General features: G+C 48.2%; 19 protein-coding genes. 8 read left to right on the forward strand and 11 right to left on the reverse strand.

Annotation, left to right across the window (positions count from 1 at the left end):
- Positions 1-27 precede the first annotated feature (27 nt).
- Genes RDP42_RS05830 through RDP42_RS05840 form a run of 3 tightly spaced genes read left to right on the forward strand, consistent with a single transcriptional unit; the run spans position 28 to position 2,868 of the window.
- Positions 28-1,032: an aldo/keto reductase gene (locus RDP42_RS05830; RefSeq protein WP_308762927.1), complete on the forward strand. Its 1,005-nt coding sequence runs from the start codon at positions 28-30 to the stop codon at positions 1,030-1,032.
- A 12-nt stretch (positions 1,033-1,044) separates the two neighbouring features.
- Positions 1,045-1,698, forward strand: a complete 654-nt coding sequence (locus RDP42_RS05835) for a flavodoxin family protein (RefSeq protein WP_308762928.1) — start codon at positions 1,045-1,047, stop codon at positions 1,696-1,698.
- A gap of 18 nt (positions 1,699-1,716) precedes the next feature.
- Positions 1,717-2,868: a carboxymuconolactone decarboxylase family protein gene (locus RDP42_RS05840; protein ID WP_308762929.1), complete on the forward strand. Its 1,152-nt coding sequence runs from the start codon at positions 1,717-1,719 to the stop codon at positions 2,866-2,868.
- Positions 2,869-2,918: 50 nt separating this feature from the next.
- Here the strand turns inward: RDP42_RS05840 and ispE are convergent, their stop codons facing one another.
- A complete protein-coding gene (gene ispE, locus RDP42_RS05845) occupies positions 2,919-3,743 on the reverse strand; it encodes a 4-(cytidine 5'-diphospho)-2-C-methyl-D-erythritol kinase (RefSeq protein WP_308762930.1) in 825 nt (274 codons plus the stop codon).
- A 110-nt stretch (positions 3,744-3,853) separates the two neighbouring features.
- Between ispE and dnaB the strand changes: the two genes are divergently transcribed.
- On the forward strand, positions 3,854-5,416 hold the full coding sequence (dnaB, locus tag RDP42_RS05850) for a replicative DNA helicase (protein ID WP_204476899.1): 1,563 nt from the start codon (positions 3,854-3,856) through the stop codon (positions 5,414-5,416).
- 79 nt (positions 5,417-5,495) lie between these two features.
- Here the strand turns inward: dnaB and RDP42_RS05855 are convergent, their stop codons facing one another.
- Positions 5,496-7,319, reverse strand: coding sequence for an alpha-L-fucosidase (locus tag RDP42_RS05855; protein ID WP_374046921.1), 1,824 nt, complete (start codon positions 7,317-7,319; stop codon positions 5,496-5,498).
- A gap of 439 nt (positions 7,320-7,758) precedes the next feature.
- On the opposite strand from RDP42_RS05855, the gene pheT reads away from it, so the two are divergent.
- From pheT to RDP42_RS05870, 3 genes are all read left to right on the forward strand, one after another.
- On the forward strand, positions 7,759-10,221 hold the full coding sequence (gene pheT / locus RDP42_RS05860; RefSeq protein WP_308762931.1) for a phenylalanine--tRNA ligase subunit beta: 2,463 nt from the start codon (positions 7,759-7,761) through the stop codon (positions 10,219-10,221).
- Between the two features lie 40 nt (positions 10,222-10,261).
- Complete coding sequence (locus tag RDP42_RS05865; protein WP_308762932.1) at positions 10,262-10,999, forward strand: YebC/PmpR family DNA-binding transcriptional regulator; 738 nt, start codon at positions 10,262-10,264, stop codon at positions 10,997-10,999.
- An 80-nt stretch (positions 11,000-11,079) separates the two neighbouring features.
- Positions 11,080-11,322: a TIGR03905 family TSCPD domain-containing protein gene (locus tag RDP42_RS05870; RefSeq protein ID WP_022353818.1), complete on the forward strand. Its 243-nt coding sequence runs from the start codon at positions 11,080-11,082 to the stop codon at positions 11,320-11,322.
- A gap of 16 nt (positions 11,323-11,338) precedes the next feature.
- Here the strand turns inward: RDP42_RS05870 and RDP42_RS05875 are convergent, their stop codons facing one another.
- Positions 11,339-12,676, reverse strand: a complete 1,338-nt coding sequence (locus RDP42_RS05875; protein WP_308762933.1) for a DUF3667 domain-containing protein — start codon at positions 12,674-12,676, stop codon at positions 11,339-11,341.
- Positions 12,677-12,898: 222 nt separating this feature from the next.
- A complete protein-coding gene (locus tag RDP42_RS05880) occupies positions 12,899-13,600 on the reverse strand; it encodes a Crp/Fnr family transcriptional regulator (RefSeq protein ID WP_308762934.1) in 702 nt (233 codons plus the stop codon).
- A 115-nt stretch (positions 13,601-13,715) separates the two neighbouring features.
- Here RDP42_RS05880 and RDP42_RS05885 point away from each other — a divergent pair, with 115 nt between their 5' ends.
- A complete protein-coding gene (locus RDP42_RS05885) occupies positions 13,716-15,905 on the forward strand; it encodes a DUF5686 family protein (RefSeq protein ID WP_308762935.1) in 2,190 nt (729 codons plus the stop codon).
- Between the two features lie 9 nt (positions 15,906-15,914).
- On the opposite strand, the gene lysA is transcribed toward RDP42_RS05885, so the two are convergent.
- The 7 genes from lysA to hisH all read right to left on the reverse strand — a co-directional run bounded on the left by lysA (position 15,915) and on the right by hisH (position 22,072).
- Positions 15,915-17,075: a diaminopimelate decarboxylase gene (gene lysA / locus RDP42_RS05890; protein WP_308762936.1), complete on the reverse strand. Its 1,161-nt coding sequence runs from the start codon at positions 17,073-17,075 to the stop codon at positions 15,915-15,917.
- A gap of 93 nt (positions 17,076-17,168) precedes the next feature.
- The gene (locus tag RDP42_RS05895) at positions 17,169-18,494 is read right to left on the reverse strand and encodes an aspartate kinase (RefSeq protein WP_303916684.1); all 1,326 of its coding nucleotides are present in this window, start codon (positions 18,492-18,494) and stop codon (positions 17,169-17,171) included.
- Between the two features lie 115 nt (positions 18,495-18,609).
- Positions 18,610-19,290 carry an ATP-binding cassette domain-containing protein gene (locus RDP42_RS05900; RefSeq protein ID WP_308762937.1) on the reverse strand — a complete coding sequence of 227 codons (681 nt, stop codon included), beginning with the start codon at positions 19,288-19,290 and terminating at the stop codon, positions 18,610-18,612.
- An 8-nt stretch (positions 19,291-19,298) separates the two neighbouring features.
- On the reverse strand, positions 19,299-19,910 hold the full coding sequence (hisIE, locus tag RDP42_RS05905) for a bifunctional phosphoribosyl-AMP cyclohydrolase/phosphoribosyl-ATP diphosphatase HisIE (protein WP_308762938.1): 612 nt from the start codon (positions 19,908-19,910) through the stop codon (positions 19,299-19,301).
- Between the two features lie 40 nt (positions 19,911-19,950).
- A complete protein-coding gene (hisF, locus tag RDP42_RS05910; protein ID WP_308762939.1) occupies positions 19,951-20,706 on the reverse strand; it encodes an imidazole glycerol phosphate synthase subunit HisF in 756 nt (251 codons plus the stop codon).
- Between the two features lie 22 nt (positions 20,707-20,728).
- Complete coding sequence (gene hisA, locus RDP42_RS05915; protein ID WP_308762940.1) at positions 20,729-21,451, reverse strand: 1-(5-phosphoribosyl)-5-[(5-phosphoribosylamino)methylideneamino]imidazole-4-carboxamide isomerase; 723 nt, start codon at positions 21,449-21,451, stop codon at positions 20,729-20,731.
- 30 nt (positions 21,452-21,481) lie between these two features.
- Positions 21,482-22,072 carry an imidazole glycerol phosphate synthase subunit HisH gene (gene hisH / locus RDP42_RS05920; RefSeq protein WP_308762941.1) on the reverse strand — a complete coding sequence of 197 codons (591 nt, stop codon included), beginning with the start codon at positions 22,070-22,072 and terminating at the stop codon, positions 21,482-21,484.
- Between the last annotated feature and the right edge of the window lie 307 nt (positions 22,073-22,379).

The raw sequence follows: 22,379 nt of genomic DNA on the forward strand, positions 1-22,379 counted from the left end.
TATTAGATAAATAACCGGAATACAGTTATGAAAACAAGAGTATTAGGAAAAGATTTGGAAGTGTCTGCCGTAGGATTGGGCTGCATGGGATTTACACAGAGTTATCCGCCCTATCCTGACCGTAAGGATGTGATAGAAACGATACGCAAGGCCGTGGATCTGGGTGTGACTTTCTTTGATACCGCTGAGGTATATAGCTATGGCAAGAATGAGGACATGGTAGGGGAGGCGTTGCAGCCTGTCCGGGACAAGGTGGTCATCGCTACCAAGTTTGGTTACGACTTGTCCGAGACACCCGATTTGAATACGTCTGCGCGTCCCGTCAGTCTGTCTAGCCGTCCCGAAACAATCCGTAAAGCGGTGGAAGGTTCGTTGCGTCGTCTGCGTACGGATCACATCGACCTCTATTACCAGCATCGGGTGGACCCGAATGTGCCGATTGAAACCGTAGCCGAGACTGTCAGTGAACTGATTCGGGAAGGTAAGGTGTTGCATTGGGGATTGTCGGAAGCTGCTCCTGCTACGGTGCGCCGTGCCCATGCCGTCTGTCCGCTGACTGCCGTACAAAGTGAATATTCCCTCTGGTACAGGAAGCCTGAAGTGGAGTTGTTGCCCACATTGGAAGAACTGGGTATAGGTTTCGTACCGTTCAGTCCGCTGGGAAAGGCTATGCTGACCGGACGCTTCACCAAAAACACTACATTTGACAAGACGGACTTCCGTTCAGCCATTCCCCGTTTTCAAGGCGAGAACCTGAAGCATAACATGGCATTAGTGGAATACGTGGAAGAGTTGGCGAAGAAGAAAGAAACGACTCCTGCACGTATCGCCATTGGCTGGCTGCTGGCCCAAAAACCGTGGATAGTTCCCATTCCAGGCACGAAACGCATCGAGCGTATACAGGAAAACATAGGTGGCGCGGACATAGAGTTCACGTCTGAAGAACTGGCAGACATCCGCCAGCATTTGGACAGCATAGAGATTCTTGGGGGACGTTATCCTGAAGACCAGGAGAAAATGACAGGACTCTAACCTCAGGCACCTATGGAACGACGAGATTTTTTGAAGAAGTCTGTACTCGCCGCTTTGAGTACGGCTGTAGCCGGTACAGGGATAGTGGAGGCTTTTAACCATATAAGTGATAACAAATTAAAGACAAGCAAGATGAAAATAGTAGTATTGACGGGTAGTCCCCGTAAAAACGGGAATTCCGCTTATCTGGCGGAACAGTTTATTAAAGGAGCGGAAGAGAAGGGGCATGAAGTGTTCCGTTTCGATTGTGCTTTCAAACAGGTGGAACCGTGCCGCGCCTGCAATCGTTGTGGCATGAACGGGCCTTGCATCTTCAATGATGATTTTCAAGAACTCCGACCTCGTCTTATCGAAGCCGATATGGTGGTATTTGCCACGCCCATGTATTATTTTGGTTTTTCAGCACAGATGAAGCGGGTGATAGACCGTTTTTATGCGATCAACGGGCAGATAAAGGGAGTATCCAAAAAAGCTGCTCTCCTAATGGCCTATGCTGACACTTCCCAAAAAGAAGCAGAACCGATGCGGGTGCATTACCATACGCTGATGGATTATCTCGGATGGACAAGTGTGGGTGAAGTGGTAGCTTCGGGAGTCTGGACGGCGGGCGGCGTCCAGCATACAGACTATCCACAGCAGGCCTATCAATTGGGCAAGAGTTTATAACCTTTTATTATAGGAAATATGAGAAAAGTAATAGGTCTCATTGCTCTCGTGCTGGCAGGCAGCTTGTCCACGATGGCACAAACAGCAGACAATAGTATGAACAGGATAGAAATATGCAAGCAGAATTACCACACGCTGTTCGGTGGGGAAGCCTTAACCGGACAGGGTACAGACCCGGAAATGATGGACATTCTGCAGAAGTTTATCTTCGGTGAGGTATTCCAAACAGGCAACCTTACCTTGAAACAACGTGAGATGATTACCTGCATTACCCTTGCCACCATACAGACACTTCCACAACTGAAAGCCCATGCAGGGGCGGCACTCAATGTAGGCGTTACTCCTGAAGAGCTGCGAGAGGTGATGTACCTCACTGCACCTTTTATCGGTTTCCCTAAAATGCTGAATGCCGTGGCTACGGTGAATGAAGTGCTTCGGGAGCGGGGTATTTCTCTTCCATTGGAGAAGCAAGGTACGGTGACGGAGGAAACCCGTCATGCGACGGGCAAGGCCATTCAGGACCGGCTCTATCCCGGCGGTATCGCTTCGGTGATGGAAGGATTGCCCAGTGACATGGGTAAGCAGGTGGAACAATTCCTCACGGATTATTTCTTTGGCGAGATATACAGCCGGGGCGCCATCAATTTGCCGACACGCGAATTGTTGGGCTACTGTGTGCTGACAACCTTAGAAGCCGAAAGCCAGCTTCGTTCGCACTATCACGGCAATCTCAACGTGGGCAACACGCCCGAAACATTGACAGCTGCCGTCATCCAGTGTCTACCGTATATTGGTTTCCCGGCGGCTATCAAGGCGTTGCGCATCATCAAAGAAGAATATTCCCGGCCGATTCCTGCCGAAAACAACCTGGTGCGCCTGTCAAAAATAACAGTCGATTCAACCCAATTGCAGGCCTACAATGCTTTTCTGAAAGAAGAAATCGAAGCTTCCATGCGGTTGGAACCGGGTGTATTGACACTCTATGCCACTGCCGAGAAGGAGGCGCCGCACAAAGTGACCATTCTCGAAATCTATGCCGACCGTGCGGCCTACGAAAGCCACCTGAAAACATCCCATTTCCAAAAGTACAAGCAAGGAACGCTTTCAATGGTGAAGGAATTGGAACTGGTGGACGTGAATCCCCTGATACCGGGACTGAAAATCAAATGATGCGATTGGGGAGAATGGATTTTGCTTCATAGAGGAGAAAACCGGACTAATCAGTCCAGTTCTCTCTGACGGCAGAAGCAGCCGCCGAATTTTTCATCTACGTTTTCTACCGGCTGGCGGAAGATGCCATACACCGAGGAGCCGGAACCGCTCATGCTGGCGAACACAGCACCCAGGTCGTACAGTTCGTCTTTGATGGCGGCAATCTCCGGATGTTGCAGGAAAACGCTGTCTTCAAAATCATTTTTCATACTGTCTTTCCACGTTTCTACCGGCTGGCGGACAATGTCCTTCAAGGAAACCTCCGGCTTGTGGGGAGTGATATGGGCAAAGGCCTCGCGGGTGGATACGAAGATGTCTGGTTTCACCAGTACGAGGTAGCAACCGGAAAGTGACAGGCGGATGGGCTCAAAAATGTTGCCGATGCCGGTGGCAAAGACGGGTTGATTGCGGATGAAGAAGGCACAGTCGGCACCCAAGCGGGCGGCATAGCCCTCCATTTCTTCCAGACTCAGGCTCAGACGGAATTTTTCGTTCAGCAGTTTGATCATGAATGCACAGTCGGACGAACCACCACCCAGTCCCGCACCCGTAGGAATGTGCTTGAACAGGTGGATGTCAATGGGCGGCATTTCGTGATCTTTCTTCAGCAGTTCGTAAGCTTTCACCACCAGGTTGTCTTCCGGAGCGCCTTCGAGGGCGGTCCCTTTTACGTGGAGGGTATAAGGAGTGTCATCTTTTTCTCTTCGTGTCACCTCCAGTGCGTCTTGCAGGTGGATGGGATAGAAAATGGTTTCCAGGTTGTGGTAACCGTCGGCGCGTTTCTCAACAATATTCAGGCCAAGGTTTATTTTGGCATTCGGAAAGGTAATCATAGTGTCGTTTGTTTTGTATGTTTTTTGTTGCTCAAATATACACGAAAGTTTTTAGAAAAACGGGATTCACGGAAAAAATCGTATCTTTGCCCCACTTAAACAAAATTGAAATGGCAGAACCGAGAAGAAATACACGTGTGGCAAAAACGGCCAAGACCAAGCCGATGGATGAGTATGGGCATCTTCAGCCGCAGGCTCCTGAACTGGAGGAGGCGGTATTAGGTGCGCTGATGATTGAAAAGGATGCGTATTCGCTGGTGAGCGAGATTCTTCGTCCGGAATCGTTTTACGAACACCGGCATCAGTTGATTTATGCAGCCATCACCGACCTGGCCATCCAGCAGAAACCGATTGATATCCTGACTGTGACCGAGCAGTTGCGTTCGCGCGGCGATTTGGAAGAGGTAGGCGGACCGTTCTATATTACGCAGTTGAGTGGTAAGGTGGCTTCGTCGGCTCATATTGAATACCATGCCCGCATCATAGCCCAAAAGTTTCTGGCGCGTGAACTGATTTCTTTCACAAGCAGCATACAGACCAAGGCGTTCGACGAGACGCAGGATGTGGACGACCTGATGCAGGAGGCCGAAGGAAAGCTCTTTGAAATCTCCCAGCAGAACATGAAGAAGGATTACACGCAGATTAATCCGGTCATCCAGGAGGCGTACGAGATGTTGCAGAAGGCAGCGGCCCGTACCGATGGTTTGAGCGGACTTTCAAGCGGTTTCCATCAGTTGGACAAGATGACTTCGGGCTGGCAGAATTCTGACTTGATTATCATTGCAGCCCGTCCGGCCATGGGTAAGACGGCGTTCGTGCTTTCCATGGCGAAGAACATGGCGGTGAACAACAAAGTACCGGTAGCGTTGTTCTCGCTTGAAATGAGCAACGTGCAGCTGGTGAACCGTCTGATTGTGAACGTCTGTGAGATTCCGGGTGAGAAAATCAAGAGCGGTCAGCTGGCGCCTTACGAGTGGGGACAGCTTGACTATAAAATTAAGGAATTGTATGATGCTCCGTTGTATGTGGACGATACGCCGTCATTGTCTGTATTCGAATTGCGAACCAAGGCGCGCCGTCTGGTACGCGAGCATGGGGTGAAGATTATCATCATCGACTACCTTCAGCTGATGAATGCCAGCGGAATGTCGTTCGGCAGCCGTCAGGAAGAGGTCAGCACCATTTCGCGTTCGTTGAAGGGACTGGCCAAGGAGTTGAACATTCCGATTGTGGCCCTGAGTCAGTTGAACCGTGGTGTGGAGAACCGTGAAGGTATCGACGGAAAGCGTCCGCAGTTGAGTGACTTGCGTGAGTCAGGAGCCATCGAGCAGGATGCCGATATGGTATGCTTCATCCACCGTCCGGAATATTATAAGATTTATACCGACGAGAAAGGAAACGATTTGCATGGTATGGCTGAGATCATCATCGCCAAGCATCGTAACGGTGCGGTGGGCGATGTGCTGTTGCGTTTCCGTGCCGAATATGCGCGTTTCCAGAACCCGGATGACGACATGATTGTGCCGATGCCGGGTGAGGAGAAAGCGGCTCCTGTACTCCGTTCGAAAATGAACAGCGGCGGGGGACAGGATTTCGTGCCACCTCCACCTGCTGATTTACCTCCAATGCCGGATAATCCGTTCGGTGCCCCAGTGCCGGATGTACCATTCTAAGAGGCAGGACTAAAATACCACAGGCGGCTCGTTTGGATGCGGGCCGCCTGTGGTGTATCTATACGGGTTATTTCGAAAGTTATTCTGCAACGGTCACTCCGAATTCTTCCAGTTCTACCGTTGCGGTAGTGGCATCGGGAGTTGTAGCTTCCAGTTTGACGAATCGGATAGATTCTGCCTGCGGAAGGGGTACGGTCTGCGGTAGCGGATTGTGCATGATGTTGCTGAACTCTCCGTGGCTGATCAGTTCTTTCCATTTCTTTCCATCCTTGCTGACAGAGAACTTATAGCGGAAAGCCATGGTCGGTTTGGCTTCTGCGTTCAGAGGGGCATAGGTAAAGGCCTTGAGGGTGACGGCCTTTCCCAAGTCAATGGTCAGCGGAGAACCCGACAGTTTTTTCCAGGAGTCTCTGGACAGGTTGTTCCAGTTGGCAGTGCTTTCTTGTTCAGCCAAAGGTTTGGCATAGTAAGCCGCCACTTGCTGGATGTGCGCGTTCAGTCGGCTTTGGTTGATGGTGACCTTCAATGAATCAGTCACGGTATCAGGAAAGCGTACCATGCGTTTGTAGCCCACGGTGGTTCCTTTTCCCAAAAGCTTCCAGCTGCCGTTGTCCCAGGCTTCGAGGGTGAAGTCTTCCACTCGCTGCCCTTTGGAGATGTCTTCTTGCAGCATCACCACGTTGATAGGGCTTTGGCTTTTTACGGCATAGGTGCGTGCAGCTCCCTGCGGGGCTTCCCAAGGCTGGTCTCCAAGGAACACTTTGTTGTCTTTGAACGTTTCTTGGCGATAAGCGGCAAATTCTTTCAGACGGGCCACATCGGCTTCATGAATCCTTCCCCGACGGTCGGGAGGAATGTTCAGCAGCAGGACGGAATTGTAGCCTACCGATTGGAAATAGATGTCCGAGAGTTGCTTCAGACTTTTTACCTTGTCATTTTCAGCTTCATGCCAGAACCATCCCGGACGAATAGATACGTCGACTTCCGACGGATACCAAAAGAGTTCCGTGGCATCTTTCAGCATTTCGCGACTGCCCAGATCTTTGGCTTGACTGTATACTTTCAGGCGGGCATTGTTCGCTTCCGAGCGGGCGTAAACTCCCGGGGTCAGAACCGTGGCGCTCCATTCGGTTTCCCTTCCAAGTCCTTTTTCATTGCCTACCCAGCGTACGTCGTCGCCCATGATGGCCATGACGGCTTTGGGTTGCAAGCGCTGGATGGTCTTGTAGAAGGCATCCCAGTCGTAGGTCTGCTTTTTTCCGTTGGGGCCTTCTCCGTTCGCGCCGTCAAACCATACTTCGTGTACCTCTCCATAATTGGTGAGCAATTCGGTCAGCTGTTCGATGAAGAATTTGTTGTAGGCAGGAGAATCGCCATAGCAGCTGGCATTTCGGTCCCAAGGTGACAAGTAGACACCAAATTTCATATCGTATTTAGTACAAGCGTCGCGAAGTTCTTTGACCACATCGCCTTTCCCGTTTTTCCAAGGAGAAGAGGCAACGGAGTGTGTGGTGGTCTTGGTAGGCCACAGACAGAACCCGTCGTGATGTTTGGCGGTGAGCAGTATCATCTTGAAACCGGCTTCCTTCAAAGTCTTCACCCATTGTTCCGCATCCAGGTCGGTCGGATTGAACAAAGCCGGGTCTTCAGAGCCGTCGCCCCATTCCCTGTCTGTAAATGTGTTGATGCCGAAGTGCAGAAAGGCCGTCAGCTCCATCTGTTGCCAGGCTAACTGTTGAGGGGTAGGAACCAGGCGGGCGGCCATGGATACTTTTTGTTCCATGGTTTCATTGCCGGAGAAAGACAGATGTTTCACGAAATAAGCAGTGTCTTGCTGTGCGTGTATTCCTACAGGAAGCGAAAGCATTGCGCATGCCACGAGAAATTGAGATAGTTTTTTCATAATGAGTTGATTGTCGGATGGTGATTTTATTTCATAATAGGGGAATTGTCGCTGAATTTAATTCAAAGGGATATTCCCCGAAATGTTTTATTGGGTAAAAGTAATATAACTTGTTCAATTTTCAGCTATTTCAGCGAATAAAAACGGTTTGTATAAGAATTTTTATGTTTGAAGAATGGGGCTTTCGTTTGGGAGAAATATCTGTCGTTTGTAAAGTGAGTTGCAGAAAAAAAGCCTTTTAAGATTGTATATGAACGAGTAAAGGTGAGGAGGTATGGGTCATGTTTTCGTTTTTTTGACTTGGAAGTGTTGAATATTTGTTGGCCTAATTCTTTAGTATTCAGTTGAATTTAAAGCAATCTGCGGATTTTATTAGAATATTCCATCTAATTTTTATAACTTTGCGCATCATTCTTAGGAAATTATAAATAACAACAATATGAATATCTCTTATAACTGGCTGAAAGAATACGTCGACTTCGACCTGACTCCGGACGAAGTGGCAGCCGCACTGACTTCCATCGGTCTGGAGACTGGGGGAGTGGAAGAAGTTCAAACGATTAAGGGAGGATTGGAAGGCCTTGTGGTAGGCGAGGTGCTGACTTGCGAACCGCATCCCAATTCCGACCACATGCATATTACCACTGTAAACTTGGGACAGGGAGAGCCTGTACAGATTGTCTGCGGCGCGGCTAACGTGGCTGCCGGACAGAAGGTTATCGTAGCTACAATAGGTACGAAGCTGTACGACGGCGACCAGTGCTTTACTATCAAGAAGTCAAAACTCCGTGGCGTGGAGTCAAACGGTATGATTTGTGCTGAGGATGAAATCGGCGTGGGAACAAGCCACGAAGGTATCATCGTATTGCCGGATGATGTGATTCCGGGTACACCCGCCAAGGATTACTATAACATCAAGAGTGAATATGTACTCGAAGTGGACATCACTCCGAACCGTGCCGATGCCTGCTCACACTATGGGGTAGCGCGCGACTTGTATGCATGGCTCATTCAGAACGGACACAAAGCTACCTTGAAGCGTCCTTCTGTCGATGCATTCAAAGAAGACAACCACGACATGAATATCGACATCGTGGTGGAAAACACGGAAGCTTGCCCGCGTTATGCAGGAGTAGCCATCAAAGGCGTGACCGTGAAGGAAAGTCCGGAATGGTTGCAGAACAAGCTCCGTCTGATTGGGGTGCGTCCGATTAATAACATCGTCGATATTACCAACTACATCCTGCATGCCTACGGTCAGCCGATGCACTGCTTCGATGCCGATAAGATTAAGGGTGGAAAGATTGTGGTGAAGACTTGTGCCGAAGGAACTCCGTTCGTGACACTGGACGAAGTGGAACGCAAGCTGTCTGATAAGGACCTGATGATTTGCAACACGGAAGAGCCGATGTGTATCGCCGGTGTATTTGGCGGACTGGATTCAGGTACGACGGAAACGACTACGGACGTGTTCCTGGAAAGCGCTTATTTCCATCCGACTTGGGTGCGCAAGACGGCGCGTCGTCACGGTTTGAGCACGGATTCTTCTTTCCGTTTCGAACGTGGTATTGACCCGAACATTACTATTTATGCTTTGAAGGAAGCTGCGCTGCTGGTGAAGGAACTGGCGGGAGGTGAAATTGCTTCTGAAATCAAGGACAACTATCCGCATCCGATTGCTGATTTCCCGGTAGAACTTTCTTATAATTATGTCAATTCACTGGTAGGTAAGGTGATTCCGGTAGAAACCGTGAAGAGCATTGTTACCAGCTTGGAGATGAAGATTGTGAACGAAACTGCAGAAGGTCTTTCGTTGCTGGTTCCTCCTTATCGGGTGGATGTACAGCGTCCGTGCGATGTGGTAGAGGATATTCTCCGTATTTATGGTTATAATAATGTGGAAATCCCGACTACCCTGAAGTCCAGCTTGAGTGTGAAGGGAGAAGTTGACAAGTCAGTGAAACTGCAGAACCTGGTCGGCGAACAGTTGGTAGGTTGTGGTTTCAATGAGATTCTGAACAACTCACTGACCGCTGCGGCTTATTATGACGGACTGGAAACGTTCAAGCCAGAAAACTTGGTGCGTGTGGTGAATCCGTTGAGCAACGACTTGAACGTAATGCGTGCCACACTGCTTTTTGGCGGTCTGGAAAGTATCCAGCACAATGCCAACCGCAAGAATGCTGACTTGAAGTTCTTCGAGTTTGGTAACTGCTACCACTTCCATGCTGAGAAGAAGAATCCGGAAAAGGTACTGGCTGCCTATTCGGAAGAATTGCACATGGGCTTGTGGCTGACAGGAAAGCGGGTAAGCAACTCTTGGGCACATGCCGATGAAAATGCGTCTGTATATGAACTGAAGGCTTACGTATTGAATATCTTCCGTCGTTTGGGTGTAAACTTCGGAGGACTGGTATTCGGAAATCTTTCGGACGACATTTACTCTGTGGCTATTTCCGTACACACTCGTGGCGGTAAGCTGCTGGCTACCTTCGGTGTGGTTTGCAAGAAGATTCAGAAGGCATTCGACATTGATCATGAAGTATATTATGCCGACCTGAACTGGAAGGAACTGATGAAGGCTATCAAGAACAATGTGGTAAGCTACAAGGAAATCTCCAAGTTCCCAGCTGTAAAACGTGACTTGGCTTTGCTGATTGACAAGAAGGTACAGTTTGCCGAGATCGAAAAGATTGCCTACGAAACCGACAAGAAGCTGTTGAAGTCTGTAGAATTGTTCGACGTGTACGAAGGTAAGAACTTGGAAGCTGGCAAGAAGAGCTATGCCGTAAGCTTCATGCTTCAGGACGAGAATGCTACACTGAACGACAAGCAGATTGACAAGTTTATGCAGAAGCTGATTGGCAACCTGCAGAACAAGCTGGGAGCTGTGCTTCGATAAAAAGAGAACTCATTAAAAATAAATTTAAAAATATAATCCAATGGGAAGAGCGTTTGAATATAGAAAAGCTACAAAATTGAAAAGATGGGGTCACATGGCGAAGACCTTCACTCGTCTGGGTAAACAAATTGCAATTGCAGTAAAAGCTGGTGGTCCGGAACCGGAAAACAACCCGGCTTTGCGTTCGGTAATCGCTACTTGTAAGCGTGAAAACATGCCGAAGGACAACATTGAACGTGCTATCAAGAATGCAATGGGTAAAGACCAGAGCGATTACAAGAGCATGACTTACGAAGGATACGGTCCTCACGGAATTGCTGTATTCGTAGATACTTTGACAGATAACACAACTCGTACGGTAGCCGACGTACGTTCCGTATTCAACAAATTTGGCGGTAACCTGGGTACTACCGGTTCACTGGCTTTCTTGTTCGACCACAAGTGTGTGTTCACTTTCAAGAAGAAAGACGGCCTGGACATGGAAGAACTGATTCTGGACTTGATCGACTATAACGTAGAAGATGAATACGATGAAGATCCGGAAGAAGGTACCATCACTATCTACGGTGACCCGAAGAGCTACGCAGCCATCCAGAAGCACTTGGAAGAATGTGGCTTCGAAGATGTCGGTGGTGATTTCACTTACATCCCGAACGACTTGAAGGATGTGACTCCGGAACAGCGTGAGACAATCGACAAGATGGTAGAACGTCTGGAAGAATTCGACGATGTACAGACGGTTTACACGAACATGAAACCGGAAGAGGACGCAGAATAATTTTTCTCTTTACATACATTACGGACGGAGTGCTTCACAAGGTACTCCGTTCTTTTTTATACGTAAAAAAAGACGATAGCATGAAATATAGTTACAGAACTACGGGAACCTGCAGTTCCCAGATTGACGTGGAAGTGGAAAATGGAATTGTGAAAGACGTACATTTTACAGGCGGATGCAACGGGAACCTGCAAGGTATCTCTTCGCTGGTAAAGGGGATGAAAGTGGACGACGTGATTGCACGCTTGGAAGGTATCCGTTGCGGGGGAAAGCCCACTTCCTGCCCCGACCAGCTTTGCAAGGCCCTGCGCGAGATACGCTGAACGCTGAGAGGCTTTCTTAAAACTCCTCCGAGAGTGAGTAAAGCAGCACGATGAGCAGGATGCCGGCGATGACGAGGGCTAGGAACGTGAACAGGCTCAGTAAGCCCACAGTTTTGAGGAAGGTTCTAATCCAGCCACGGTGGTACACGGTGTGCAGCGAAATGTAGGTATAGATAAACATACCCACGAGGAAAATGGCCAGTGTGTAGAGGGGCATGTCTCCTCTGAAGGCATCCAGAAAGTTTTTCTCTGTCAGCAGGGGAATCAACGGGATGGGCAACAGCATCAGGAACACGGTATTCAGATGAATGGCATGCACGAAATGCCACATGTAGGGATACCGTGATTTGCGGAACAGGCCTTGCAGAAGCCAGGCGAACAGCGGTAAAAGGAACATCATGTAGAGGGGCGTCCATTTGGACAAGCCTCCTATGAGCTGGTTAAGGAAAGACTCCCGGCGGAGTTGTTCGGCTTCATCGGGGTTGTCTGGATTCCATTCGTACACGGGTGTGAGGGCGTTTCCAGTGGAGTCCGTCTGGAAGTGGAGGGCCGCTTGCATCGATTCCGAGCTGATTTCTTTTTCTTTCAGCAGACTGTCCAGCTGTGAGGTTTTCACTTTCTGAAGGTCCAGAATGGTTTTCAGGTCTTTTTCCCTAAGGGTGCTTTCCCGGAGGCAAGAATCGGCTATCAGCTTCGGCATCCGTACATAGGAAAGGGAGAAACGGTCGTCCAGGCGTTGCACCTGAAATAGTTCATCGGCTCGGGTAACCCCTCTTTCTTGTAGGGCCTGTACCAGTTCCGGGCCCTGATACAAGTAGACGCTGGTATCGGGGAGGACAGCGTCAGAATTGAGCTGTTGGACTACTTCGTCGTTGATGCTCAGAGAGTCTACGGCCTGCAGGGCTTGGTTGGCCTTGTCGGAGGCCAGCATGAAAAAGAGGGTGAAAAAGACCACGGAGATGCACATGTAGAGCCGGAAAGGATGCACGTAGGAATTAATCTTTCCGGCATTAAACTCGTTGGTCAGGAAGCCTGGACGGGTAAACATGAGCCATAAGGTCTGCCAGATTTTACTGTCGAATTGGTAGACATTTTCAAAATATTGCTTGAAGTATTTCCAAAACGGCTGGTAGATGTCGAGAGCATATTGTCCGCAGCAGTGGCAGTACATTCCTTCCAGTTTGGTACCGCAGTTCTTGCAGTAAGTGTAGCCGGGTACAGTCTTTTTACGGATTCGCTGGAGGCGTTTTAATTCGATGAGTCTCATGACCCGGCGTTTCCTTTCGGTCAGTTTTTGTCGCATTCGGGCGAGGAAACCTGTTTCCTTTTGTGTGTTGTGTGTGGTATTATCCATGTCAGTAAGATTAATTGTTAATAATATACTGACACAAAAATACGTTTGGGAGATGAATTTTGCAAATTTTTATAAAGAGAAGCAGTAACCTGAGATTCGTTTATTCAGGCACTGGAAAGCAATAAAAAAACAGTTATATTGTTTCCTTCTGTATCAAGTAATTCTTGGGAATCAATATAACTGTTAACAATACCTCGGAGGTATTATAATTATAAGGAGTTGTTAGCCGATTTTGCTGATTTTTTTCAGCTTCTCCTCATCGATAATCTTTATTTTGCGTCCGTCAATGATAATCAGTTTCTCGGCTGCAAAGTTTGACAATGTACGAATGGCATTGGAAGTGGTCATATTCGAAAGATTAGCCAAGTCTTCTCTTGAGAGATAGATGCTCAAGGTACACTGGTCTTCTTCTACGCCGTAAGTTTCTTTCAGGAAGAGCAACGATTCAGCCAGGCGTCCACGGATGTGTTTCTGAGTCAGGTTGACGGTTCTCTCATCCGAAATACCCAAATCTTTCGACAATTGTTTGATGAAAAACATGGCTAAGTTTGCATTCTCCATAATCAGCTGGACAATAACAGGCATCGGGATCAGACACATGGTGCAAGGTTCAAAAGCAGCGGCAGCGGTTACAAAGTTTTCTTCGGCGAAGTAAGCTCGGTAAGCGAAATATTCCTTGTTTTTGATGACACGGATAATTTGGCTCCTTCCTCCAACCCCGTCTTTGTAAATCTTTACTTTGCCGTTGAGCAGACACATCAGATTTTCTGGGGTTTCCCCTTCACAGTAAATAGTTTCGTTTTTCTTGTATTTTTGAATTGTGAAGTTTTGAGCAAGCAATTCGCGCTGCTGCTGGGTTAATGGTTGCCATAAATCTGGTATACTTTCGGCAATCTCAGCTTCTGTTAATTCCTTTTTTACCATAAATGTTTCAAAACCATGTTATTTAGCACAAAGATAGAAAGAAAATTTGAAAATTTTCTTTTTTCCTGGCAAAAAATGCCCTTGGAATAGCCCTTTGTTATATATTTGCCTAAGAATGCGAATAAGAAAAGCCTTATATGTAGTTTTGTGGGGACTGTGGGCTTTATGTCTGCTGGGTGGTATTCCACAACGGGGAATGGCACGTGACAATGCTCCGGCTCTTCCTTTTAGGCCCATGGTGCCTGATTCCATTTTGAGATATATGTTTCAGGCAGCTTCCATTTATTCGCATGAGGTCAAAGGTTATAAGGCAGATTTATATTTGAAAGGGCATCTGACGGTTCACAAGCAGAATCGCATCATTCGTTATGTGCCTTCAATGTTCAGGTTGGAGAAGGGAATAAAGGATTATGTGCATGAATCCATCAGCGAACTTCAGTACACGGCACCTGGAATTATCGATCGGAAGGTTAGGGCCATATCTACCACTTTTCCCAGCTATAGAGGACAGATTTTCGATGTGATAGATTACATGAAATTCAACATTTATTCGCCTTCCTTGATGGGTAACAAATTGTTGTCGCCTTTGAATGAGAAAGCACGGATACATTATCGTTATTTGTTGGAAAGTGTGGAACCTCGCTTGGATGGCAAACTCTATTGCATCCGGGTTATTCCCCGTTATCGGAGTACGCAGCTGGTGGAGGGGGCTTTGTGGCTTTCTTCGGCCGACTGGACCATCCGGAAAATGGATTTGAAAGGGCGTTATGATTTGATTCACTTTCACCTGAGCATGCAGATGGGAGAGGAGGAAGATACGAAATGTCTTCCGGTACTGATGAACCTGGACCTGAATTTCAAGTTCTTGAAGAATCACCTGGAGATGAAATACACTGGATGGATGCGCTATTCTTCGGTGACGTTCCGGCAACCGGGAGAGGAATGGATTGATAAAAAGACGAAGGACCATAATCTTTCCAAGTCTTATACGCTGACTTGTGACACCAGTCGTCTGGTAGTAGAGCGGGATTCATTCAACCGTATCCGTCCGATTCTTTTGTCATCGTATGAAGATTCGCTTTATCGGATGGCGGATGAACGGAGGCGGCAGCGGGAGGCGGATACCTTGAAGCCTCCACCTACGAGGTTCCAAAAGAACATGGTGTTCCTCGGTCAGATAGGGGATGCCTTGATCAGCAGTTACGATATCGACTTGTCGCGGGTAGGAAGCATCAACTGTTCTCCGATAATCAATCCGTTGCTTGTGAGTTATAGTCACCGGAACGGGATTTCTTACCGGCAGGTGTTCAAGTACAACAAACTGTTTCACGACGGACGGTTGCTGCGTATCGCACCGCAGATTGGTTATAATTTTACCAAGAAGGAGCTTTATGCCAAAGCCGATATCGAATATTTTTACAATCCCCGTAGGCTGGGTTCCTTTGAGGTACATGCCGGAAATGGTAACCGTATTTACAGTAGTGTAGTGCTTGATCAGTTGAAAGAAATGCCGGATAGTACGTTCTCGTTCGAAGGGCTGGAGCTGGACTATTTCAAGGATGTGTATGTGGATGTGTCGCACAACATTGAACTGTGTAACGGCCTGAAGTTGGGTACAGGTTTGGCCATGCACTGGCGATATACCAAGAGTACGCCGGAGGTGGAAGCTCGTGTCCGTTCCCGTTATAACAGTTTCGCACCTCGTCTCCGTTTGGAGTGGACGCCGGGCATGTATTATTATATGAATGGCAACCGAAAAATCAATGTAGGTTCTTATTATCCGACCTTCATGTTGGATTATGAAAGAGGTATCAAGTTGCTGAAAAATTCAGGAACTTATGAACGTATTGAATGCTCGGTGGAACAGATTATCCGTCTGAAAAATGTCCGATCTATTGCTTATCATATCGGAGGGGGAATGTTCACGAACCAGTCGGACATGTATTTCGTAGATTACGTACACTTTGCCAACCTGAACCTGCCGCAGGGTTGGAACGATGACATTGGAGGGACTTTCCAGATGTTGGACGGGCGATGGTACAATGCATCCCGGCATTATCTTCGTGGCAATATGACGTTTGAAGCGCCTTTCATCCTTCTTTATCCTGTAAACCGACTGCTGTCCTTCATCCAGAAAGAACGAATCTATGCAGGCATTCTGTTCATGCCCCATTTGAATCCCTACCTGGAGTTTGGTTATGGCTTTGCCACCCATCTGTTCGATGCAGGAATCTTTATCGGAAATGAAAAAGGTAAATTTACCTCCGTGGGATGTAAATTTACCTTCGAATTATTCAATAAGTAGAATGACTGCTTATACCAGTTCGTCCGAAGTGTAGCCTTTCGGCAGCGGACGGCAGTTGTAGCCTGAAGCCATGATTTCACCGTAAGCTCCAGCCGAACGCAGGGCAATCAGGTCGCCACGGTGTACCTTGTTCAGGTCGATGGCTTTGCCGAACACGTCGGATGATTCGCAGATAGGACCTACCACGTCGTAGGTTTCAACAGGTTCTTCCGAGGTCAGGTTTTCAATCTTATGATAAGCTTGGTACAAAGCCGGACGAATCAAGTCGGTCATACCCGCATCGACAATAGCAAACTGTTTGTTTGTACCTTGTTTCACGTAAGTTACCTTGGTGATGAGGCTTCCGCACTGTCCCACTACCGAGCGGCCCAGTTCAAAGTGCAGTGTCTGTTGCGGGCGCAGACGCAAGTGCTTGTGATAGGTAGCGAAGTACTCGGCGAAGTCTGGAATCGGCTGGCGGTTCGGATGTGCATAGTCGATGCCCAGTCCGCCTCCCACGTTGATGTGTTCCACGATAATCTGGCGTGCATACAATTTTTCCTGTAATTCATTGATGCGGTTGCAGAGCGCCACGAAGTCGCCCATGTCCAGAATCTGTGAGCCGATGTGGAAATGCAGTCCCACGAATTTCACGTTTTTCATCTCCAGTGCCAGATCGATGATGTGATCCATGTCCTGCATGCTGATGCCGAACTTGTTTTCTGCCAGTCCGGTGGTGATGTTGGCATGCGTATGCGCACCTACATCCGGGTTGATGCGGAACGCCACGCGGGCAATTTTATTCTTTGCCGCAGCCAGTTCATTGATGACCTCCAGTTCCGGAATAGATTCTACGTTGAAGCAGAAAATGTCATAATCCAGTCCCAGATTGATTTCCTTGTCAGTCTTTCCCACGCCGGCATAGACAATCTTGCTGGCTGGGAATCCGGCTTGGATAGATGCCTGGATTTCACCGCCGCTCACACAGTCGGCTCCCAGTCCGCTTTCGCGGATGATACGCAGGATTTTGGGATTGGCATTGGCTTTTACGGCATAATGCACACAAAATTTATTGTATTTCCCTGCCTCTTCCTTGATCTTGTCCAAGGTCTCACGCAGCAGGTTCGCGTCATAATAATAAAACGGGGTTTCAAGTTCCCTGAAACGCGGTATAGGAAAATTTGCTTTCATGTGAGTTTAGTTGTTTTGTTTGATTAGGATGATAAAAAAGCGGATGATGCGGTTTTGACCGTATCCTCCGCTTTTCGCTGCATAAAAATGTCTTTATTTCTTGTTGCTGTTGAACAGCACGTCGCTCAAAGACTGGAGTGCTCTCTTCTTGTCTGCTTCACGAATCAGGAAAGAGATGTTGTAGTTGCTGCCGCCGAATGAAATCATACGTACCGGAATTTCACGCATGGCATCGAGTGCCTTTGCCTCAAAACCTACGTTTTCCCATTCCAAGTCACCTACTACGCAAACGATACACATGTCATGGTCTACCGTTACCGTTCCGTATTTCTTCAGGTCGTTCACAATCTCATTCAAGTGCTTCGTGTTGTCAATCGACATGGACACACCTACTTCTGAAGTACATACCATATCGATGGCTGTCTGGTAGCTTTCGAAGATTTCAAACACCTTGCGCAAGAAACCGTGAGCCAGCAGCATACGGCTGGATTTGATTTTGATGGCGGTGATGTTGTCTTTGGCAGCGACTGCCTTGATTTTGCCCTTTTCCGTATCGTTTGAAATCAGCGTGCCCGGAGCCGACGGTTCCATGGTGTTCAGCAGACGTACCGGAATGTTGGCATATTTAGCCGGCTGGATACAGGTCGGGTGCAGAATCTTGGCCCCGAAGTAAGCCAGTTCGGCAGCTTCTTCGAAGTGCAGCTGACGTACTGGAGAGGTCTTGTCTACTACACGTGGGTCGTTGTCGTGCATTCCATCGATATCCGTCCAAATCTGGATTTCTGATGCGTTGATGGCTGCACCGATTAAAGAAGCAGTATAGTCGCTTCCGCCACGCTGCAGGTTGTCGATTTCACCGTACGCATTGCGGCAGATGAACCCTTGTGTGATGTAAATTTCATAACCCGGGTTGGCTTCCAGTTGTGCGTTCAGTTTCTCGCGGATGTAGGTCAAATCCGGTTCGCCGTTCTTGTCCGTACGCATATATTCCAATGCCGGAATCAAGATGGCTTTCACTCCCTGTTCGCACAGATAGTTTGTCACCATGTTTGTAGAGATGATTTCTCCCTGTGCCAAGATGACTTTTTCTTCAAACAACGTAAATATGTCTTTCGTATAAGAACGAATGTAATCAAAAACCGATTTTACAAAATCCAGTGTCTTCTGTTTATATTCCTCTGTAGAATATAACTCATCAATGTGCTGTTTATACTTCGCTTCCAGTCTGTTGATGATTTCATTAGCACCTTCTGGATTTTTCTTGTACAGATAATCCGAAATTTCAACCAATGTGTTCGTCGTACCCGACATGGCAGACAGGACTACAATTTTCTGTTCGCCGTCATTGATTAATTTGGCCACATCCTTCATTCTTTGAGCGGAACCTACGGATGTACCTCCAAACTTTAAAACTTTCATTTTACGTTTCGAATTTAAAATGTTTTATAATTAATTATTTTCGGGAGCAAATGTAGTAATAAAAACCCTATTTTAAGTTCATTTTGGCAAAATTCCTTTTACTCCTTTGTCTTTTTTATGAATTTACGGTTTCTGTCAAGTGATGATGCTCACATTTGTACACCTTTCCTGGGTATTCCGACAGCAGGTTCAGGTTGTGTGTGGTCATGATGATGGCCGACCCTTGCCGGCAGATATCCTGCAACAGTTCCACGATGTGTCGTCCCGTTTCCACATCGAGATTGCCTGTCGGTTCATCGGCCAAGATGATGTCTGGCTGGTTCAGGATGGCCCGTGCGATGACAATGCGTTGCTGTTCACCCCCTGAAAGCTCGTTGGGCATTTTGTATCCCTTGTTTTCCATTCCCACCTGCCGCAGTACTTCTTCGATGCGTTTTTCTATTTCTGTGCGGCTTTTCCATCCCGTAGCTTTGAGCACGAATTTCAGGTTCTCGTGTACGGTACGGTCGGTCAGCAGCTGGAAGTCTTGGAACACGATGCCCAGTTTCCGGCGCAGGGTAGGGAGGTCTTTTCGTTTCAGCTGGCGGATAGAGTAGCCTAAAACTTGGGCTTCTCCATCGTTGATATCCACTTCTCCGTAGAGAGTTTTCAGAAAAGTGGATTTCCCGCTGCCTACCTTTCCGATGAGGTAGACAAATTCTCCCTTCTTCAGTTCAAAGTTCACGTCTGAAAGGATTTCCTGTCCCTGCAGGCTGATGCTGACATGCTGATATGTGATAAGCGGTTGTTCTTCCATGCTTTGCATTAATGTTTTTTCCAGTTCGCACTGTGGCGTTCTTTCAGTTCGCGGGCCAGGTCTTCAATGCGGTACCCTTTGTAGGTGAGCAGCACAATCAGGTGATACAGCAGGTCGGCTCCTTCATAAATTAATCGTTCATCGGTACCGTTGCAGGCCTCGATGACCGTTTCCACTGCTTCTTCACCCACTTTCTGTGCCATCTTGTTGACACCCGAATTGAACAGGCTGGTCGTGTAGGATTTTTCCGGCATTTCCTGGCGACGTCGGTCAATGAAATCCTGCAGTTCCTTCAGGAACATGATGTCCTGTTCGTTCTTTTCACCCCAGCAAGTGTCGGTACCTGTGTGACAGACTGGGCCGTCCGGGTGTACCATGATGAGCAAGGTGTCGTTGTCACAGTCCGCCTTGATGGATACCACGTGCAGGAAGTTCCCGCTCTGTTCGCCCTTGGTCCAGAGGCGGTTTTTCGTACGGCTGAAGAAAGTAACCTTTCCCGTTTCCACGGTCTTTTCGTAGGCTTCCTTGTTCATGAAGCCCAGCATCAACACTTTCTGTGTGTAGTTATCTTGGATGATGGCCGGAATCAGGCCATTCATTTTGTCAAAATCCAGTTCCATAATTTTTTATTTTATATCTAATGAGTGGTTAAACATACTTTTATCTGCGTACGGTGACGCCTTCTTTGCAAAGGTAATCTTTTAATTCGGGAATCCGTATTTCTCCGAAGTGAAAAACACTGGCCGCAAGTGCCGCATTGGCTTTTCCCAGCGTAAACGCATCGCGGAAGTGTTCTTTCTTGCCGGCGCCTCCCGAAGCGATGACCGGGATGGTCAGTCTGTCGGCTAGTTCAGCCAGTGCCTCATTGGCATAGCCTTCTTTCACCCCGTCGTGGTCCATGCTGGTGAACAGGATTTCTCCCGCGCCCCGGCTGTTGGCTTCTTCCGCCCATTCCATCAGAAAACGGTCGGTCTCCAGCCGTCCTCCGTTGAGGTAACATTTCCAACCCTGCGGAGTCTGGCGTGCATCGATAGCTACCACACACACCTGCGACCCGAAGTGAAGAGCTATGTCGTCGATGAGCTGCGGGTTGCGGAGGGCAGAGGAGTTGATGGACACCTTGTCCGCTCCGGCGTTCAGAAGCCGTTCCACGTCACTCAGTTCATGGATACCGCCCCCCACGGTGAACGGAATATTGATTTCCGCCGAGATGCGTTTCACCAGTTCCGTAAATGTTTTGCGGCCCTCGTGGCTGGCCGTGATGTCCAAGTAGACCAGTTCGTCTGCCCCTTGTTCACTATACGCCTTTCCCAGTTCTACCGGGTCGCCGGCTTGTCGCAGGTTGACGAAGTTGGTCCCTTTTACTGTCTGTCCGTCCTTGATGTCCAGACAAGGTATAATTCTCTTTGCTAACATAGTTTTGTTTCTTGAATAAGTTTTAAGGAAGGAAAGCCTTCAAGTCGTTCAGGGTGATGCGCCCCTCATAAAAAGCTTTTCCGAACACCACCGCCGGGATGCCGGCCTCTTCCAGCGCTTCAATGTCTTTCATGCCGCTGATACCTCCGCTGGCAATCAGGTGCAGGTCGGGATGGGCTTGGATAATTTCCTTGTACAGCTCGATGGATGGACCGTTGAGCATGCCGTCGCGGGAGATGTCCGTGCAGAGCACCTTGGTAACTCCTTTCTTTATGTATTCGTCGAGGAACGGCATCAGTTCCATCCGGCTGCATTCCAGCCAGCCGTTTACGGCGATTTTTCCCTCCTTGGCATCCGCTCCTAAGATGATCCGTTCACTGCCGTAAGCCTCCATCCATCGGCTGAACGTATCCGGCTCTTTTACGGCAATACTGCCCAAGGTGACCATTTGCGCCCCGCTCTCGAAAGCGATGTGCAAGTCTTCGTCACTTTTGATGCCTCCGCCGAAGTCGATGACCAGTGAGGTCTGTCCGGCCAATGCCTCCAGTACCTTGTAATTTACGATATGTTTGGAAGCCGCTCCATCCAGGTCCACCACATGCAGCCGCTGGATGCCGTGTGCTTCAAACATCTTGGCCACTTCTACGGGGTTCTCGTTGTACACCTTTTTCGACTGGTAGTCTCCTTGTGAAAGCCGCACGCATTTGCCGTCGATGACGTCGATGGCAGGTATAAGTTCTATCATAGGATGTTCTTATGCAAATTGAATGAAAGATTATAGATTCAGGAAGTTGCGCAGGATGCATTCGCCCACCTTGCCGCTCTTTTCCGGGTGGAATTGGGTGGCATAGAAATTGTCCTTGTGCAATGCTGCACTGAAGGGAGTGATATATTCCGTAGTGGCAGCAGTAAACTCGTTGACCGGCACATAGAAACTATGGACGAAATACACGAACTCTTCCTCCTTAAGTCCTTGGAACAATGGGCTGCGAAGGTGTGAGAGCGTGTTCCATCCCATGTGGGGTACCTTTTCTTCCGGATGGGTCGGCTGGAATTTCTTCACTTCCGCATCGAAGATTCCCAGACAGTCTACGTCGCCTTCCTCAGAATGGCGGCAAAGCAGCTGCATGCCTAAGCAGATACCCAGTACCGGCTGTTTGAGGTCTTTGATGAGCTGGTCCAGTCCGCATCCCTTCAGGTAGTCCATGGTGGTGCGTGCTTCGCCCACTCCTGGAAAGATGACCTTGTCGGCACTGAGCAGCGTTTCCTTATCGTGGGTAATGACAGGTTCCACGCCCAGCCGTTTCAAGGCACAATTCACCGAAAAAAGGTTGCCGGCGTTGTATTTGATGATGGCAATTTTCATTCTTCTGTATTGTTTTTTATGAGAAAAAATTGTTTTTGCAAAAGTAACGAATTATAATCAATCTCCTAATAAACGCAACGGAAAGTTTGGCGTCTGCTTTCTTTTTCTGACAAGATGGAGTGGGAGAGCCTGTTTTTCCCTATTTCTTATATTTCCTGTATAAGTCTCCTGCTGAAAATTTTTTCACGAAGCTATTGCAGGTTCAAAAAATTGTACTACCTTTGCAACCGCAATCGAGAGAGAAAGCAACGAAAAAACTTAATGGTGCGTTAGTTCAGTTGGTTAGAATACATGCCTGTCACGCATG

Source organism: uncultured Bacteroides sp., assembly GCF_902472605.1.
GTDB lineage: Bacteria > Bacteroidota > Bacteroidia > Bacteroidales > Bacteroidaceae > Phocaeicola.

Bases quoted from the DNA above. Each gene is read 5' to 3' on its own strand.
- RDP42_RS05830 (WP_308762927.1), top strand. From the start codon at position 28: ATGAAAACAAGAGTATTAGGAAAAGATTTGGAAGTGTCTGCCGTAGGA.
- RDP42_RS05835 (WP_308762928.1), top strand. From the start codon at position 1,045: ATGGAACGACGAGATTTTTTGAAGAAGTCTGTACTCGCCGCTTTGAGT.
- RDP42_RS05840 (WP_308762929.1), top strand. From the start codon at position 1,717: ATGAGAAAAGTAATAGGTCTCATTGCTCTCGTGCTGGCAGGCAGCTTG.
- ispE (WP_308762930.1), bottom strand. From the start codon at position 3,743: ATGATTACCTTTCCGAATGCCAAAATAAACCTTGGCCTGAATATTGTT.
- dnaB (WP_204476899.1), top strand. From the start codon at position 3,854: ATGGCAGAACCGAGAAGAAATACACGTGTGGCAAAAACGGCCAAGACC.
- RDP42_RS05855 (WP_374046921.1), bottom strand. From the start codon at position 7,319: ATGAAAAAACTATCTCAATTTCTCGTGGCATGCGCAATGCTTTCGCTT.
- pheT (WP_308762931.1), top strand. From the start codon at position 7,759: ATGAATATCTCTTATAACTGGCTGAAAGAATACGTCGACTTCGACCTG.
- RDP42_RS05865 (WP_308762932.1), top strand. From the start codon at position 10,262: ATGGGAAGAGCGTTTGAATATAGAAAAGCTACAAAATTGAAAAGATGG.
- RDP42_RS05870 (WP_022353818.1), top strand. From the start codon at position 11,080: ATGAAATATAGTTACAGAACTACGGGAACCTGCAGTTCCCAGATTGAC.
- RDP42_RS05875 (WP_308762933.1), bottom strand. From the start codon at position 12,676: ATGGATAATACCACACACAACACACAAAAGGAAACAGGTTTCCTCGCC.
- RDP42_RS05880 (WP_308762934.1), bottom strand. From the start codon at position 13,600: ATGGTAAAAAAGGAATTAACAGAAGCTGAGATTGCCGAAAGTATACCA.
- RDP42_RS05885 (WP_308762935.1), top strand. From the start codon at position 13,716: ATGCGAATAAGAAAAGCCTTATATGTAGTTTTGTGGGGACTGTGGGCT.
- lysA (WP_308762936.1), bottom strand. From the start codon at position 17,075: ATGAAAGCAAATTTTCCTATACCGCGTTTCAGGGAACTTGAAACCCCG.
- RDP42_RS05895 (WP_303916684.1), bottom strand. From the start codon at position 18,494: ATGAAAGTTTTAAAGTTTGGAGGTACATCCGTAGGTTCCGCTCAAAGA.
- RDP42_RS05900 (WP_308762937.1), bottom strand. From the start codon at position 19,290: ATGGAAGAACAACCGCTTATCACATATCAGCATGTCAGCATCAGCCTG.
- hisIE (WP_308762938.1), bottom strand. From the start codon at position 19,910: ATGGAACTGGATTTTGACAAAATGAATGGCCTGATTCCGGCCATCATC.
- hisF (WP_308762939.1), bottom strand. From the start codon at position 20,706: ATGTTAGCAAAGAGAATTATACCTTGTCTGGACATCAAGGACGGACAG.
- hisA (WP_308762940.1), bottom strand. From the start codon at position 21,451: ATGATAGAACTTATACCTGCCATCGACGTCATCGACGGCAAATGCGTG.
- hisH (WP_308762941.1), bottom strand. From the start codon at position 22,072: ATGAAAATTGCCATCATCAAATACAACGCCGGCAACCTTTTTTCGGTG.